Annotated in this window: 14 protein-coding genes; 9 read left to right on the top strand and 5 right to left on the bottom strand. The window is 69.9% G+C overall.

Features of this window, described 5'->3' with window-relative positions; translation table 11 throughout:
* Positions 1-5 precede the first annotated feature (5 nt).
* From ACKVMH_RS00775 to ACKVMH_RS00755, 5 genes are all read left to right on the top strand, one after another.
* Positions 6-329 (top strand): YnfA family protein, encoded by a 324-nt coding sequence (locus ACKVMH_RS00775; protein WP_215219202.1) that lies wholly within the window; start codon positions 6-8, stop codon positions 327-329.
* Positions 330-447: 118 nt separating this feature from the next.
* Positions 448-792, top strand: a complete 345-nt coding sequence (locus ACKVMH_RS00770; RefSeq protein WP_413840096.1) for a GFA family protein — start codon at positions 448-450, stop codon at positions 790-792.
* A 69-nt stretch (positions 793-861) separates the two neighbouring features.
* A complete protein-coding gene (locus tag ACKVMH_RS00765) occupies positions 862-1002 on the top strand; it encodes a hypothetical protein (RefSeq protein WP_215219206.1) in 141 nt (46 codons plus the stop codon).
* 64 nt (positions 1003-1066) lie between these two features.
* Positions 1067-1405: a zinc ribbon domain-containing protein YjdM gene (locus tag ACKVMH_RS00760; RefSeq protein WP_215219207.1), complete on the top strand. Its 339-nt coding sequence runs from the start codon at positions 1067-1069 to the stop codon at positions 1403-1405.
* A 20-nt stretch (positions 1406-1425) separates the two neighbouring features.
* Positions 1426-1836, top strand: coding sequence for a VOC family protein (locus tag ACKVMH_RS00755; RefSeq protein WP_412698870.1), 411 nt, complete (start codon positions 1426-1428; stop codon positions 1834-1836).
* Positions 1837-1852: 16 nt separating this feature from the next.
* Here ACKVMH_RS00755 and ACKVMH_RS00750 read toward each other — a convergent pair whose 3' ends face one another.
* Together ACKVMH_RS00750 and ACKVMH_RS00745 are read right to left on the bottom strand one after the other, a co-directional pair.
* Positions 1853-2404: a cytochrome b gene (locus tag ACKVMH_RS00750; RefSeq protein ID WP_412698869.1), complete on the bottom strand. Its 552-nt coding sequence runs from the start codon at positions 2402-2404 to the stop codon at positions 1853-1855.
* Positions 2401-3522, bottom strand: coding sequence for a catalase family peroxidase (locus ACKVMH_RS00745; RefSeq protein ID WP_412698868.1), 1122 nt, complete (start codon positions 3520-3522; stop codon positions 2401-2403). Before ACKVMH_RS00745 ends, ACKVMH_RS00750 begins: the two co-directional genes overlap by 4 nt.
* A gap of 110 nt (positions 3523-3632) precedes the next feature.
* Between ACKVMH_RS00745 and ACKVMH_RS00740 the strand changes: the two genes are divergently transcribed.
* Both ACKVMH_RS00740 and ACKVMH_RS00735 read left to right on the top strand, forming a co-directional pair.
* A complete protein-coding gene (locus ACKVMH_RS00740; RefSeq protein WP_412698867.1) occupies positions 3633-4226 on the top strand; it encodes a sigma-70 family RNA polymerase sigma factor in 594 nt (197 codons plus the stop codon).
* A complete protein-coding gene (locus tag ACKVMH_RS00735) occupies positions 4223-4966 on the top strand; it encodes an anti-sigma factor family protein (RefSeq protein ID WP_412698866.1) in 744 nt (247 codons plus the stop codon). Before ACKVMH_RS00740 ends, ACKVMH_RS00735 begins: the two co-directional genes overlap by 4 nt.
* Positions 4967-4983: 17 nt before the next feature.
* Here the strand turns inward: ACKVMH_RS00735 and ACKVMH_RS00730 are convergent, their stop codons facing one another.
* From ACKVMH_RS00730 to ACKVMH_RS00720, 3 genes are all read right to left on the bottom strand, one after another.
* Positions 4984-7032: a glycoside hydrolase family 97 protein gene (locus tag ACKVMH_RS00730; protein WP_412698865.1), complete on the bottom strand. Its 2049-nt coding sequence runs from the start codon at positions 7030-7032 to the stop codon at positions 4984-4986.
* Positions 7033-7109: 77 nt separating this feature from the next.
* Positions 7110-9794, bottom strand: a complete 2685-nt coding sequence (locus tag ACKVMH_RS00725; protein WP_412698864.1) for an alpha-1,6-glucosidase domain-containing protein — start codon at positions 9792-9794, stop codon at positions 7110-7112.
* A 166-nt stretch (positions 9795-9960) separates the two neighbouring features.
* Positions 9961-11577, bottom strand: a complete 1617-nt coding sequence (locus tag ACKVMH_RS00720) for an alpha-glucosidase family protein (protein WP_412698863.1) — start codon at positions 11575-11577, stop codon at positions 9961-9963.
* A 193-nt stretch (positions 11578-11770) separates the two neighbouring features.
* On the opposite strand from ACKVMH_RS00720, the gene ACKVMH_RS00715 reads away from it, so the two are divergent.
* Together ACKVMH_RS00715 and ACKVMH_RS00710 are read left to right on the top strand one after the other, a co-directional pair.
* Positions 11771-13267: an MFS transporter gene (locus ACKVMH_RS00715; RefSeq protein ID WP_412698862.1), complete on the top strand. Its 1497-nt coding sequence runs from the start codon at positions 11771-11773 to the stop codon at positions 13265-13267.
* The gene (locus ACKVMH_RS00710) at positions 13264-14964 is read left to right on the top strand and encodes an alpha-amylase family glycosyl hydrolase (RefSeq protein WP_412698861.1); all 1701 of its coding nucleotides are present in this window, start codon (positions 13264-13266) and stop codon (positions 14962-14964) included. The genes ACKVMH_RS00715 and ACKVMH_RS00710 overlap by 4 nt, the downstream gene beginning before the upstream one ends.
* Positions 14965-14969 lie beyond the last annotated feature (5 nt).

The raw sequence follows: 14969 nt of genomic DNA, 5'->3' as shown, positions 1-14969 counted from the left end.
TGGAAATGCTGAAAGTTTTCGGGCTGTTCGTGGTCACGGCGCTTGCCGAGATCGTCGGGTGCTACCTGCCGTACCTGTGGCTCAAGCAGGGCCGCTCGGCCTGGCTGCTGGTGCCGGCGGCGTTGAGCCTGGCGGCATTCGCCTGGCTGCTGACACTGCATCCACACGCGGCCGGCCGGGTCTACGCGGCGTACGGCGGCGTCTACATCAGCGTCGCGCTGGTCTGGCTGTGGGTCGTGGACTCGGTGCGGCCAACGGTCACGGACTGGGTCGGCGTCGGTTTCTGCCTGCTCGGGATGGGGATCATCATGGCGGGCGCGAAGTCATGACGGCCTCGGCTCACACGTTTCGGCCCCCGACCCACGGCGGTTGACGCCACCGGACCGCCGGGCGGACGATCGGGGGCAATGCTCGTCCTGCAGGTACGAGCGTCCCGGGAGGGGTCTCATGCCGAGTGGAAGCTGTCATTGCGGGGCTGTCCGGTTTTCGGTGGACGGCGAGATCGACCAGGCCATCGAGTGCAACTGTTCGCACTGCAGCCGGAAGGGCTTCCTGCTGTGGTTCGTCCCGCGCGCGGCGCTGGAGGTGATCTCCGGCGCGGACACGATGAGCACGTACACCTTCAACCGCCACGTCATCCAGCACCGGTTCTGCCCAACCTGTGGCTGCCAGCCGTTCGGGCTCGGACAGATGCCGGACGGGGCCGAGATGGCTGCGATCAACCTGCGTTGCGTCGAAGGGATCGACCTGGACGCGATCAAGCGCGTGCAGGTCAATGGCCGCGAGTTCTGACCGCGTGGTCAGTGTGCATTGCAACTCGTTGCCGGGCGCATTTGGCATGCGCGCCCGATGGAGTGCGGCGTGATCCTGGATGCACTGCTCGGCCACCACGCGGTGCTGCTGATGGTTGCGTCGGTCGTGGTAGCGGCCGTGTACCTGTTGCGGCAGCTGGGCCGGCTGTTTGCGCGCTGCGTGCACGGGGCGCGTCCCCAGCGCCGGTGATGCGGGCCGATCGGCGACAATGGCGTGCGCCGTCGCGCGTTCCCGCACCACGATCGAGTAAGCCATGACCGACCTGCCCGCCTGTCCCGCCTGCAACTCCACCTACACCTACGCCGACGGCGACATGCTGATCTGTCCCGAGTGTGCGCACGAATGGAACCCGTCCGCGGCGCCCGCCGCCGAGTCGGAAACCGTGCACCGCGATGCGGTCGGCAACGTGCTTGCCGACGGGGACGCGGTCACCGTGGTCAAGGACCTCAAGGTCAAGGGTGCCAGCGGCGCGCTCAAGGCCGGCACCAAGGTGCGCAACATCCGGCTGGTCGACGAGGACCACAACATTGACTGCAAGATCGACGGATTCGGTCCGATGAAGCTCAAGTCCGAATTCGTACGCAAGGCCTGACCGGCCCCAGGCACCACCGCATGAACCTCAACCAGGTCACCCTGCCCACCACTGCGGCGCTGTTCGACGGGACGGTCGGGTTCTACCGGGCGATGGGGTTCACCCTGATCGTCCACTCGCCGCCGCGGTACGCGCGGTTCGAGTGCCCGGACGGCGATGCGACGTTCTCGCTGCATGCGGTGGAGGAGTCCGGCGGGCGTTGCAGCGAACCGGGCAGCGGCGTGCTGGTGTACTTCGAGTGCGACGACCTCGACGCGCGGGTGGCCCGGCTGGCCGCAGCCGGCATCGCGTTCGACCAGCCGCCAACCGACCAGCGCTGGTTGTGGCGCGAGGCGCGGCTGGCCGACCCCTCCGGCAACCGCCTCTGCCTGTTCCGCGCGGGCGACAACCGCCGCCATCCACCGTGGCGGGTGGCGTCGCCAGCCAATTGAGCGCGGCCGCGGACGGTCAACCCGGCTTGCGCGCTCCCGTCATCGCGCCGAACACGCCGTCGCGATACACCCATGCGTGCAGCAGCGCGGCCGACACATGCAGCACCACGGTCGCGAACAGCAAGTAGGCGAGCCATCCATGCGCGGCGCGCAGGGCGGCATACACGAGCGGGTCCTGCGGTGCGATCGGCGGCAGTACCAGGCCGGACGCCATGCGCACGGGGTCGCCGGCGGCAGAAAGCATCGCCCAGCCGATCACCGGTAGCGCGACCATCAGCCCATACAGCAGCCAATGCGAGGCGTGGGCGGCGCGGCGTTGCCAGACCGGCAGTGATGCGGGCAATGCCGGCGGTTGGTGGCGCATCCGGTTGCGCAGGCGCAGCACGGCCAGCAACAGGATCGCGATGCCCATTGGGCGGTGCAGGTCGATCAGCCACGGCCGGGCGGAAACCGAACTGACCATTCCGACGCCGATGAACAGCATCGCGATGATGAGCACGGCCATCAGCCAGTGCAGCCATCGCGCGGTGCGGTTGAAGTGGGCGGGGTTCGTGTCGTGCGCACTCATGGGGTTGCTTCCTGCGTGGTGGCGGCGTTGCCTTGTCCCAGCGCCAGCTCGCGCTGCCGCCGGTTGAACGATTGCGCGTAGGCGGCCGAGCGTGCGGCCAGGATCGGGTCGCCCGACGCGGCCACGCCACGGGGGAGCACCAGCGGGTCGAAGTTGATGTCGCGGCACGCGCCCGTGCTCTGGGGCTCGGCATGCAGCAGCGTCAGCGTGCCGACGACCACCTGGTCGCGCGCGTCCGGCCAGGGCACCGACGGATCCTCGACCACGTCGCCGGGGTCGGCCAGCGTCACCACCATGTCCCAGTGCAGCGGCCCGCTTTGCAGGCGCTGGTCCAGGTCGGCGGCGAGGAAGCCGGCATCGGCGCGTTCGCGCTCGGCCGCATCGAGCTCCCGGAACGGGGTGCGCGGCTGCATCGACCAGCGCACGAAGCGCTCGCTGCCATCGGCGTCCACAAAGCGGAAGGCATTGACGCTGTTGTACTCGGTGTTCGCCCAGCTGTCGGACCACGGCGCGGCTTTGGCCCACTGCTGGAATGCGCGGGCCCGCGGATGGGCGGCGAGGAACGCTTCCATCGCGACGGGGTCGGGCTTGCCCGTGGCGGGATCCGGCCGGCTGGCCAGGGTCTGCTGATGGAACGCCTGGGGCGTGGCGACGGCCAGGAACGGAAAGCTGTTCATGGCCATGCGCCACTGCGGTTCACCGCGCCCGCCCAGTTGCAACGCCAGGCTGCGAACCCGTGCGCTGGCATCGGAACCATGCGGGTCGCCCCCGCCGATCGAAAATCGTCCAACCACCGGCAGCGTTTCGCCCGAGAAAGCCTCCGCGGCAGACAGCGCGCGTCCTTCGGCGCTGCCGGTAAACGTGCCCGTGATGCAGACGCCCTTGGCATGCGCGCGGCGGAAGCCGGGGTGCGGACCGCCGTTGGCTTCCACCGCGTCGACCACCTGGCCGGCAGTGAGGCGGTCGGCGCCCAGCCAGCCAGCGGTCCAGGCAAATGCACCGACCGCGCCGAGTGCAATCGCGCCGATGCCGGCCAGCGCGAGGGCCCGCCGGAGGCGCTCAGGGCTGGGGTCGGGGCCTGGGTCGGAACCGGGGAGAGGCTGGTCTGGGTTGTTCATCCGTCGCTGTTCCTGTGGGGGCGATGGTAGGACGCACGGGCGCGACCTATATTCCATCGACGCACCAACGCTGCCGGGGAATAAGCCGCGTCACGGTTCGTCACACTGGCATGTCCGTGCAACCGATGACCGTTTTTCCCGCCATCCGGCCCTGCGCCGCGGAGGCCCTCAAGGTGGATGACCAGGACCAGGACCAGGACCAGGATGAGGATCGCCTGCGCGACCTGATCCCCCGGATGCGCCAGTTCGCGCGCGCGCTCACCCGGGACGGTACGGCGGCGGACGACCTGGTCCAGGCCGCGCTGGAGCGTGCACTGCGGGCGTGGGCGTCGCGACGGAAGGCCGCGGCGCTGCAGTCGTGGTTGTTCTCAATCCTGTACCGGCAGTTCATCGACGAGCAACGCCGGGCGACGCGCTGGCGCCGCGTGCTCGAGGTGGTGGGGGCGGCGGACGCGGTCCACGCGCCATCGGCCGAGCGCATCACCGAAGGGCGCGACGCGCTGGCCGCGTTGGAGCAGCTGCCGGCGGAGCAGCGCGCGCTGTTGGTGCTGGTCGGTGTCGAGGGCCTCAGCTACCGCGAGGTCGCCGAAACCCTGGGTGTGCCGATCGGCACCGTGATGTCCCGGTTGTCGCGCGCACGCGACCGGTTGCGCGCGCTGACGGACGGACGCGCACCCACCACAGCCTTGCGGATAGTCAAATGAACGAACCGATCTCCGATTCCGACCTGCATGCCTACGTGGATGGCCATCTGGGCGCGGGCCGGCGTGCCGCGGTCGAGACCTGGCTGGCCGCGCACCCGGATGCCGCCGCGCGCGTGCGGGGCTGGAAGGCCGACGCGGAGGCATTGCGCGCCGCACTGGGTGACGGCGCGGCGCTGCCGGAGGCCCCGCGGCTGGACCCGTTGCGCGTCCGGGGTAGGGTCCACGCCCGACGCTGGGACACCATGGCCCGCGCCGCCGTCCTGGTGCTTGCGCTCGGGCTGGGTGGTGTTGGTGGCTGGTGGGCGCGGGATGGCCGCGACGCGCGTTCGGCCCCGCCGATGGCCGATGCCGTCACCGCCTACCGCCTGCTGTCGGAAAGCCAGGTCGCCATGGACTTCGAAGGTGATCGCAGCGACGGCCTGCAGCGTTGGCTGGTCCGCAACTTCGACGAGGCTGGTCGCGTGCCCGACCTCAGCGAACAGGGCTACCGGCTGCGTGGCGCACGCATGCTGGCGACCGCCGAGGGCGCCGCAGCGATGCTGGTCTACGAGAACGGAGGCGGCGAAGTGCTCGGCATCTACCTGCGCCCACGTACCCACCGGATGCGCGAAGGCGAGCGTAGGGACGGCGGCCTCATGGCGCGCTACTGGTCGCAGGGCGACACGGCGATCGCGGTGGTCAGTTCGCGCTTCGACGGGCGCGCGGGTGAGGTGGCGCCCTTGGTGCGACGCGGCGGCTGATCGGGGCTGCAGCGCAGTCAGGGGACGGCCGCGGGGCCAGCCACGAAGCGGATTGCCTGGCCGCCGCCGGCCGCCAGTCGCAGGGTCAACCGGTCGCCGCTGGTGACGGTGCGGGTTTCGCGCTCGAATGCGAACGGTGCGTCGTGCCAGTGCGCGCCGTCGCCATCGCGGTAGACCTGCGCGGTGTAGCGCCGGCCCGGGTCGAGGAATGACAGCGGCACCTCGAGCACGCGGCCGTTTCCGTCGGTGATGCTGCCCAGGTACCAGTCGTCGCTGTTGCGGCCCTTGCGCGCGAAGGTCACGTAGTCGCCGACCTCACCATTGAGCACCTCGGTGCGCGCCCAGTCGGCCGGCACGTCCTTGATGAACTGGAACGCGTCCATGTGCTTCTCGTAGTTCTCCGGCAGGTCGGCGGCCATCTGCACCGGGCTGTACAGCACCACGTACAGCGCCAGCTGCTTGGCGAGGGTGGTCTGGATGGCCTGCCCGCGGCCCTGCAGGCTGAGGATGCCCGGGGTGTAGTCCATCGGCCCGGACAGCATGCGGGTGAAAACGAGGTTGACCTCGTGCTCGGGCGGGTTGGTCGGGTTGCCCCAGGCGCCGTACTCCATGCCGCGCGCACCCTCGCGGCTGACCCAGTTCGGGTAGGTGCGGCGCAGGCCCGTGTCCTTGATCGGCTCGTGGGTGTTGATCGCGACGTGGTGCTTCGCCGCTGCTTGGAGCACGCGCAGGTGATGACCGGCATTCCACTGGCCGTCATGCCATTCGCGCGCGATCGAACCGTCCGGCAGGCGTCGCTCGATGCCGCCGGCGTCGCAGACGTAACCCGTCTTGACCACGTCGATGCCGAGCCGCTCGTTGAACGCGAACGCGTCGGCCATCTGGTCCTCGTAGTGGCTGACCGCGCAGCCGGTCTCGTGGTGGCCGATCAGGTGCACGCCCTTGGATTTCGCGTAGGCCGCCAGCGCCTCGATGTCGAAATCGGGCGTGGCGCGGGTGAAGTCGAAGTCGTAGCCGTTGCCGAACCACTGGCCGTCCCAGCCCGGGTTCCAGCCTTCGACCAGCACGCCGCGGAAGCCGTGCTCGGCGGCGAAGTCGATGTAGCGCTTCGTGTTGGCGGTGGTCGCGCCATGCTTGCGGCCGGTGGCCCAGGTCTCGTCCTCCAGGTGCAGCGACCACCAGATACCGACGTACTTGGAAGGCGTAAACCAGCTGACGTCGCCAAGCCTGTTGGGCTCGTTGAGGTTGAGGATCAGGTCGGACGATGCGTACAGCGCGGCGGCGCTGTCGGCGATCTGCAGGGTGCGCCACGGGGTGTTGAATGGCAGCGTGCGGCGCACCTTCCAGCCCTCCGACGCCGGCGCGAGCTCGGTGCGGAAGCGGCGGCCTTCGGCGCGTCGCAGCCACATGCCGGCGTAGTCGACCAGCGCGGCCTCGTGGAAGGCGACGTGCAGGCCGTCGTCGGTGCGCACGGTCATCGGCGTGTGCGCGGTGGTGACCTCGTTGAGTGGCGTGCGGTTGTACAGGTACTCGTATCGGTTCCACTCACCGGCGGGGATCCACCACGCGACGGCGGGGTCGGCGAGCGCGAACTCGGTCAACTCGTCGTCGATGATGAACTCCTCGACGGCGGACTGCTCGGGGAACTCGTAGCGGAAACCGATGCCGTCGTCGTAGACGCGGAACACCACGTCGAAGGTGCGGTTCGGTGCGATGGTCTCGGTCAGCGTCGCGCGCAGCTCGTTGTAGTGGTTGCGGATGAAGCGGTCCTCGCCCCACGGCTGTTCCCAGGTCTCATCGAAGCTGCGGGTCGCCCTGTCGGCGAGCGCGAGGTTGCGTTCGAGCTTGCCGCTGCCGCGCAGCATGAAGCCGAGCGCGGAGGTGTCGATGACCGGTTCGCCGAAGCGCTCGACGCGGTAGCCGGCGCGGCCTTCGTGCAGGTCCAACTCGACGGTCAGCACCCCGTTGGGCGACGAGACGGTGGCTACCGTTTCGGCACGGGCCGAAGCACACGACAGCGCGGCGGCAGCTATCGCGTAGGCGATGGACAGGATCGGACGGCGCATGCGTTTCCCCTCTCGGCATGTAGCGACCGCGGCGTGCACCGGCGAGGGTCCGGTTCGCGACAGCGGCGGCATGTTGATCACTCGATGACGTAGACCACCGCGGTGCGGGCGGGCACCGCAAAGTGCCCGGTGGCCGGGTCGAAGGCGGCGGTCTCGAGCGGGCGCGGGTCGGCGGCACCGGCGGCGCGGTGAACGGGGTGGAGCACGAAGCGACGGCCGCGGGCCGCGTCGATCCCGAGCACCTGCGGCTCCGGCGACACGTTGACCAGGTACAGCAGCGCCTCGAATCCGGCGCCCGGGTAGCCACCGCCGTCGAGCTCGCCGGCGATCACCACCGGGTTCTGGGCAGGACCGGTGTTGTGGAAGCGCAGGCGCCGCTTCACATCGTCGGCCGTCCGCAGACGGAACAGGGTCGAGCTGTCGCGGATGCGCAGCAGGTCGAGGAACGCATCGCGGGTGAAGGCGATCCCGCGCGCGGTCGGCTTGATCGACGGGTCGGCGAGCAGCGGTGCCATCTGCGGCCAGCTCTCGCGGTTGTCCGGTGCCGGCGGCAGGCCGGTGCCGAAGTGGTTGTCGGTGGCACTCCAGTCGAGCCGGTTGAACCAGTCACCGGAATCGAAGCTGTTGCGGTCCAGCGACTTGGAGCGCAGCAGCTCGCCGCCGGCGTGGAAGTAGGCGATGCCCTGGCTGAAGGCGTTGAGGGCGAGTGCGAGCACCTGCACCCGGGCACGGTCATCGCGGCTGGTGTCGGCCGGCAGCTTGAACGCGTTGACGTCGAACAGGGTCTGGTTGTCGTGGTTCTCGACGTAGTTGACCACCTCGCCCGGCTGCGCGGCGTAGCCGGCCGGCTGGCCCTTGTAGTCGAGCCGGGACAGCGGGATCGTCGCGCCGCTGGCGTCCGTCGTCACATACTCGGCGAGGGTGCCGGCGAGGCCGGCGCGGACCAGGTCGGCGGCATGCAGCAGCTCGGCGCGGCTGGCTGTGTCGTGCGCGTTGGGCGCGTAGTGAAGGCCGTTGGCATAGCCCTGGGTGAACATCGCCGCGCCCTTGTCACCGGCGCCGCCACCGCGGATCGCATCGCGCGCGCGGTCGCTGAAGGTGCCGATGCCCGAACCCTGCAGCGACAACTGCGAGGCCTGCACGAAGCGCGCGCCGTCGGCGACCTCGCCGAAGTTCCAGCCCTCGCCGATCAGGTTGACGTGGCGGCCGGCGGCCTCGTTGACGCGCTGCTGCAGCTGCTCCATCACATGGCGTGGCTGGTGCCCCATCAGGTCGAAGCGGAATGAGTCGATCCGGTGGTGCTCCGCCCACAGCGCCGCCGAGTCGAGCATCAGCTTGCCCATCATCAGGTGCTCGGTGGCGGTGTTGTCGCAGCAGGTCGATGTGGTGACCTTGCCGTGCGCGTCGAGCCGCTGGTAGTAGCCGGGCACGATCCTGTCGAGCACCGAGCGCTCGAGCTGCCCGGACGCAGTGGTGTGGTTGTAGACCACGTCCATGCCGACCCGCAGCCCGGCGGCGTGCAACGCCTGGACCATCGCGCGGAACTCGCGGACGCGCACTCCGCCATCGGCGGCGTTGCTGGCGAAGCTGCCCTCGGGCGCGTTGAAGTGGTACGGGTCGTAGCCCCAGTTGAAGCAGTCGCGCGCGGCGACAGCCATCACCGCCGCCTGCTGGGTCTGGCTGTCCGCGGCCGCCTCGGGCACGTCGGGTTCGATGCAGCCCGACTCGGGCACGGTCGCGAGGTCGAACACCGGCAACAGGTGGACATCGGTCAGGCCGGCGTCGGCGAGCGACCGCAGGTGGCGCATGCCGTCGCTTCGGGTTTCCGTGAATGCCAGGTACTTGCCGCGGTTGGCGTCAGTCACCGTCGTGTCGTCGCGCGAGAAATCGCGCACGTGCAGTTCGTAGATGACCATGTCGGTCGGCGCAGCCAACGGCGCCGGTCGCGGCGTGTCGTCCCAGCCGGCCGGCTTGAGCGCGGGGGCATCCAGGTCGGCGACGTAGCTGCGCTTCGAATCCGCGGTGAGGCTGACCGAGTACGGATCGGTGACGCGGTTGCGGACCACACCGGTGCCCGGCACGAACACGTCGACGAGGTAGGTGTAGTAGTCGCCCGAACGATCGCCCGGCAGGCGTGTGGACCATGCGCCGGTGGCATCGTCGCGCTGCATCGGCAGGCGTGCGCTGGCGGCGCCGTCGCCGTCGTCGTAGAGGCATAGCGAGACGTCGCGGGCAGTCGGCGCCCACACACGGAAGCCGGTGCCATCGCTACCGGGCGTCGCGCCGAGGTCGTCCAGCGCGGTTGCCGCGGCGTAGAGGTCGTCGAGTGCGCCGGGATGCTGCAGGGTGGTCGCGGCGAGCACCGTGCCCTCCGCATCCTCGCGCACCAGCACCAGTTGGCCGCGCAGCAGCGCAGGCACACGCGTCACGTCACCCGGGGCCAGCGACAGCCGTACGCCATCGCCAATGAAATCGAACCTCGCGGCGAGCGTGGGCGCCAGCGGCGAGTCGTTGGGCGACAGTGCAAGTGCGCCATCGGCACCGGTGACCGTGGCACCGGGCCCGGCGGTGATCGCACCAGTTGCCGAGTGGTACAGGCGGTAGGTCCCGGTGTCGTCGGCCGCGACGCCCGGCCATTGCAGCAGGCCGCGGTCCAGCCAGTAGGCACTCGCATCGGTCGGGGCGTCGGGCGCGGCCTGCAGGGTGGTCGCGAACGCGTCGGCGTTGCAGCCCGCGGTATCAAGCCCGGCGGTCGGCGACATGCGGGAGTCGCCCGCGTGGCGTGTCGTCGCGCCAGATCCCGTCGCGCCGACCGGGGGGGCGATGCACGCGAGCGCCAACGCAACGCCGAGGGCGCGCCGCCGGAGCGCGTGGGCCGGTAAACCGATGGGACTGCTTCCCACGCTGCATGTCGCCATCGCGACCTCCTCAGTCGATGCGGGCGAAGAACACCCCGTTGGCCGGCAGTTGCAGTTCGCCGCCGTGCACTGCGCCGGCGGCCAGGCCGTGGCCGTCGAGCACGCGTGGCGCCATGCCGGCCGGTAGCGTCCACGGCGTGGCGGCGGCCGACAGGTTGAACACCACCAGCACGCGCATGTCATCCCGCGTGCGGGTGAACGCCAGCACGGGTTCCGGTGCATGGATAAAGGCGATGTCGCCGCCCACCAACGCCGGCTGGTCCCTGCGCCAGCGCAGGAACCGGCGCGCGCCGTTGAGCACCGAGCCGGGGTCGGCATCCTGCGTGGCGACGTTGCGGGCACGATGGGCCTCGGGCACCGGCAACCACGGCTCGGCCGGGCTGAAGCCCGCGTCGGTGGCGCCGGTCCACGGCATCGGCGTACGGCAGCCGTCCCGGCCCTTGAAGTTGGGCCAGAACGCGATGCCATACGGGTCGCGCAGTTTGTCGTACGGGACGTCGGCCTCCGGCAGCCCGAGCTCCTCGCCCTGGTACAGGCAGACCGAACCGCGCAGCGAGCACACCAGCGCGACCAGTTGCCGGGCGAAGTCGTCGCTTGCATCGGCACCGCCCCAGCGCGTCACCGCGCGCTGCACGTCGTGGTTGGACAGCGCCCAGCATGGCCAGCCGTCGCTCATGCGCGACTCCAGGTGCTCGACCGTGTGGCGGATGTACGCCGCGCTGCGCTCCTCGACCAGCAGCTCGAAGCTGTAGCCCATGTGCAGGCGGGTGCCGGTGACGTACTCGGCCATCGTGCCGAGCGAATCCTCGGAGGAGATCTCGCCGAGCGTGGTCGTCCCCGGGTAACGGTCGAACAGCGCCCGCAGCTCCTCCATCAGGGCGAGGTTTTCCGGCCGTGTGTTGTTGTAGTGGTGGTACTGGTAGGCGTACGGGTTGTCGGCGCTGAACCCGCGGCCCACGCGCAGGTGCGCGGGCTTGGCGGGGTTGTCGCGCAGCCGGGCGTCGTGGAAGCAGAAGTTGATCGAATCCAGCCGCATGCCGTCGACGCCGCGGTCGAGCCAGAACCGCAACGTGTCCAGCATCGCCGCGCGCACGTCCGGGTTGTGGAAGTTCAGCTGCGGCTGCGAGGACAGGAAGTTGTGCAGGTAGTACTGCTCGCGCCGCGGCTCCCACGTCCACGCGCCGCCGCCGAAGATCGACAGCCAGTTGTTGGGCGGTGTGCCGTCGGGCTTCGGGTCGGCCCAGACGTACCAGTCGGCACGCGGATTGTCGCGGCTGGCGCGGCTCTCGGTGAACCACGGGTGCTGGTCGGAGCTGTGGCTGAGCACCTGGTCGATCATCACCCGGATGCCGCGCACATGGGCTTGCGCCAGCAACCGGTCGAAGTCGGCGAGCGTGCCGAACATGGGGTCGACATCGCGGAAGTCGGCGATGTCGTAGCCGTAGTCGGCCATCGGCGAGGTGAAGAACGGCGACACCCAGATCGCGTCCACGCCCAGACTGGCGACATGGTCGAGGCGGGCGATGATGCCGGGCAGGTCGCCGACGCCGTCGCCGTTGGTGTCCAGGAAGCTGCGCGGGTAGATCTGGTAGATCACCGCGCCGCGCCACCAGGGTGCTGTCGCCATCCGCGTCCCCACAACGTGCCTTGAAGAAAGGGCGGCCGGCCACTGCGCGCGGCTCGCCGGGGCGCCACTATTCCACGGCCCGCACTGCAGCATGTTGCCGCCACGGGCGCGCCGGCGATGAATACGTTTGCAGGCCGATTGTGCACCTGCACCGCTGACTACCATGGCCGTCGACCAATGGGGAACGCATCGGATGGATCGCAAACCGCAGCTGTCGTTCTGGCAGATCTGGAACATGTGTTTCGGCTTCCTCGGCATCCAGTTCGGGTTCGCCCTGCAGAACGCCAACGTCAGCCGCATCTTCCAGACGCTGGGCGCGGAGATGGACGACATCCCGGTGCTGTGGATCGCCGCGCCGCTCACCGGCCTGATCGTCCAGCCGATCGTCGGCTATCTGTCGGACCGCACCTGGACCGGGCTGGGGCGCCGCCGGCCTTACTTCCTGGTCGGCGCGGTGCTGTCGACGCTGGCGCTGTTCGTGATGCCCGAGTCGCCGGCGCTGTGGATCGCGGCCGGCATGCTGTGGGTGCTGGACGCCTCGATCAACATCTCGATGGAGCCGTTCCGCGCGTTCGTCGGCGACCAGTTGCCGTGCCGGCAGCGGCCGACCGGCTACGCGATGCAGAGCTTCTTCATCGGCGTCGGTTCGGTGGTCGCCAGCCTGCTGCCCTTCCTGCTGGCGCACCTGGGCGTGGCCAACACCGCCGGCCCGGGCGAAGTACCCGACACCGTGCGCTACGCGTTCTGGTTCGGTGGCGCGGTGCTGCTGCTGGCGGTCGGCTGGACCATCGTCAGCACGCGCGAGTACCCGCCAGCGCAGCTGCAGGCCTGGGACGAGGCGCCGGTGCTGGTGCGCCCGCCGCTGGATCGCGCGCGGCTGGCACGCCACGGCATAGCCTGGCTGGCGGCGGGCGCGTTGCTGGCGGCCGCGGTGGCCGGCTTTGGCCTCGACAAGCAGCTCTACATCCTGGCCGGGTTGCTGGCGGCCTACGGGCTTGCCCAGTTCGCGCTGCGCCACCTGCGCGGTGACAACCCGCTGGCGAGCATCCTCGGCGACCTCCACCACATGCCGCGGGTAATGCGGCAACTGGCGGTGGTGCAGTTCTTCAGCTGGTTCGCGCTGTTCGCGATGTGGATCTACACCACCGCGGCGGTGACCGGCGTGCACTTCGGCAGCGACGACCCGACGTCGGCCGCCTACAACGAGGGCGCCAACTGGGTTGGCGTGCTGTTTGCCGCCTACAACGGCTTCGCGGCGCTGGCGGCCATGGTCATCCCGGCGATGGTGCGGCGGCTCGGGCTGCGCATGAGCCACCTGGTCAACGCGGTGCTCGGCGGGCTGGGCCTGTTGTCGTTCCTGGTGATCGACGACCCGCGCTGGCTGCTGCTGTCGATGGTGGGGGTCGGCTTCGCCTGGGCGTCCATCCTGTCGCTGCCATACGCGCTGCTGTCGGACTGCCTGCCGGCGGCCAAGATGGGCGTGTACATGGGCATCTTCAATTTCTTCATCGTGATCCCGCAGCTGGTCGCCGCGAGCCTGCTGGGGTTCCTGCTCAACACCTTCCTCGGTGGCGAGCCGGTCAACGCGTTGGCGGTGGGTGGCATCAGCCTGGTGATCGCGGGGCTGTGCGTGCTGCGGGTGAGCGAGCCGTTGGCGGCGAGCGCCGGGACCGCTGGGGAGGCCGCATGAAGCCGTCGGCTGTCGCACTCGTGCTGCTGGCCACCCTGGCCACTGGTTGCACCCACCTCGGCGGAGCGGGCGCGCCCGCCGTCGACCGCGAGTACTACGGCACCACCGAGCCGTTCGCGGCGAACGCGGTGTACTTCGTGGTGACCGACCGCTTCGTCAGCGGCGACCCGTCAAACGACCAGCGCGCGCAAGGCGCGCCGGACCCCGCGCTGCGCACCTTCGACCGGCCGACCCCCGGTGCGGAGCGGCACGGCGGCAACATCGGCTACCTGGGCGGCGACTTCCGCGGCCTGCTCGACAACGCGGGCTACATCGCCGACATGGGGTTTGGCGCGGTGTGGCTGACGCCGATCGTCGACAACCCCGACCAGGCCTTCACCGGCGGCGACCCGATCGGCTCGGATGCGTTCTTCAAGGACCGCGGCAAGACCGGCTACCACGGTTACTGGGGTGTGGACTTCTTCACCGTCGACGAGCACCTGCCCAGCGACGGGCTCGACTTTGCCGGCCTCACCGCGGGGCTGCGCAGGCACGGCCTGGTGACCGTGCTCGACATCGTCGCCAACCACGGCTCGCCGTCGTTCAGCATGCCGGCCGACCAGCCGAAGTTCGGCGAGATCTACGACGCAGACGGCCGCCTCGTGGCCGACCACCAGAACCTCGCGCCCGAAGCGCTCGACCCGGACACCAATCCGCTGCACGCGTTCTTCCACGCCGAGCCCGACCTCGCCCAGCTGTCCAACCTGGACGACACCAATCCCGCGGTACTCGACTACTTCGTGCGCGCCTACTCGAAGTGGATCGACCAGGGCGCCGGCGCGTTCCGCATCGACACCATCCGGCACGTGCCGCATCCGTTCTGGAAGGCGTTCACCGACCGCATCCGCTCCGACCATCCGGGCTTCTTCATGTTCGGCGAGGCGTTCGACCACGAGGCCGGCAACATCGCGCCGCACACCTGGCCTGGGAACGGCGGCGTCAGCGTGCTCGACTTCCCGTTGAAAGCGGCGCTGCAGGACGTGTTCGGACGGGCCGGCGCCGGCTACGAGCGGCTGGCCGATGCGCTGTACCTGGTCGACGGCCCGTACGCCAACCCGTACGAGCTCATGACCTTCTACGACAACCACGACATGCCGCGCATGGACGCCAGCGATGCGGGCTTCATCGATGCGCACAACTGGCTGTTCACCGCGCGCGGCATCCCGGTCATCTACTACGGCTCGGAGATCGGCTTCATGCGCGGCGCCGGTGAGCACGAAGGCAACCGCAACTACTTCGGACAGGACCGCGTCGATGCGGCCGCTGCCCACCCCGTCCGCCAGCAGCTGGCGCGCATTGCCCGACTGCGTGCGGCAACACCGGCGCTGCAGCGCGGACTGCAGCTCAACGTACAACTGGAAGGCGACCGCGCCGCGTTCTACCGGGTGCTGCAGCACGGTGGCCAGGCCCAGGTCGCGCTGGTACTGCTCAACAAGGGCGACGTGCCAGCGCCGTTCGAAGTGCGCGATTACCTGCAGGCGGGAACGTGGCGCGATGCACTCGACGGCGGCGTGCTCGCGGTCGCCGAAGGCGGGTCGCTTGCGGCAACGGTGCCGGCGCATGGGGTCAGGGTGTTCGTGCTCGATGCGCCCGTGCGCGACGGTGGCCTGGCCGCCGCGCTCGATGGAGCGATGGCGCGCGCGCGTCGCGGCGACTGACCGCG

It is taken from the genome of Lysobacter zhanggongensis, assembly GCF_046638635.1.
GTDB classification, from domain to species: Bacteria; Pseudomonadota; Gammaproteobacteria; order Xanthomonadales; family Xanthomonadaceae; genus Novilysobacter; species Novilysobacter luteus.
The sequence above is the reverse complement of the archived record's forward strand: the minus strand, read 5'-3'. Positions and strand labels throughout refer to the sequence as shown.

What these genes read in the sequence shown, in the direction of transcription:
- ACKVMH_RS00775 (WP_215219202.1), top strand. Translation starts at nt 6, where the DNA reads ATGCTGAAAGTTTTCGGGCTGTTCGTGGTCACGGCGCTTGCCGAGATC.
- ACKVMH_RS00770 (WP_413840096.1), top strand. Translation starts at nt 448, where the DNA reads ATGCCGAGTGGAAGCTGTCATTGCGGGGCTGTCCGGTTTTCGGTGGAC.
- ACKVMH_RS00760 (WP_215219207.1), top strand. Translation starts at nt 1,067, where the DNA reads ATGACCGACCTGCCCGCCTGTCCCGCCTGCAACTCCACCTACACCTAC.
- ACKVMH_RS00755 (WP_412698870.1), top strand. Translation starts at nt 1,426, where the DNA reads ATGAACCTCAACCAGGTCACCCTGCCCACCACTGCGGCGCTGTTCGAC.
- ACKVMH_RS00750 (WP_412698869.1), bottom strand. Translation starts at nt 2,404, where the DNA reads ATGAGTGCGCACGACACGAACCCCGCCCACTTCAACCGCACCGCGCGA.
- ACKVMH_RS00745 (WP_412698868.1), bottom strand. Translation starts at nt 3,522, where the DNA reads ATGAACAACCCAGACCAGCCTCTCCCCGGTTCCGACCCAGGCCCCGAC.
- ACKVMH_RS00740 (WP_412698867.1), top strand. Translation starts at nt 3,633, where the DNA reads ATGTCCGTGCAACCGATGACCGTTTTTCCCGCCATCCGGCCCTGCGCC.
- ACKVMH_RS00735 (WP_412698866.1), top strand. Translation starts at nt 4,223, where the DNA reads ATGAACGAACCGATCTCCGATTCCGACCTGCATGCCTACGTGGATGGC.
- ACKVMH_RS00730 (WP_412698865.1), bottom strand. Translation starts at nt 7,032, where the DNA reads ATGCGCCGTCCGATCCTGTCCATCGCCTACGCGATAGCTGCCGCCGCG.
- ACKVMH_RS00725 (WP_412698864.1), bottom strand. Translation starts at nt 9,794, where the DNA reads ATGTCGCCGACCGCCGGGCTTGATACCGCGGGCTGCAACGCCGACGCG.
- ACKVMH_RS00720 (WP_412698863.1), bottom strand. Translation starts at nt 11,577, where the DNA reads ATGGCGACAGCACCCTGGTGGCGCGGCGCGGTGATCTACCAGATCTAC.
- ACKVMH_RS00715 (WP_412698862.1), top strand. Translation starts at nt 11,771, where the DNA reads ATGGATCGCAAACCGCAGCTGTCGTTCTGGCAGATCTGGAACATGTGT.
- ACKVMH_RS00710 (WP_412698861.1), top strand. Translation starts at nt 13,264, where the DNA reads ATGAAGCCGTCGGCTGTCGCACTCGTGCTGCTGGCCACCCTGGCCACT.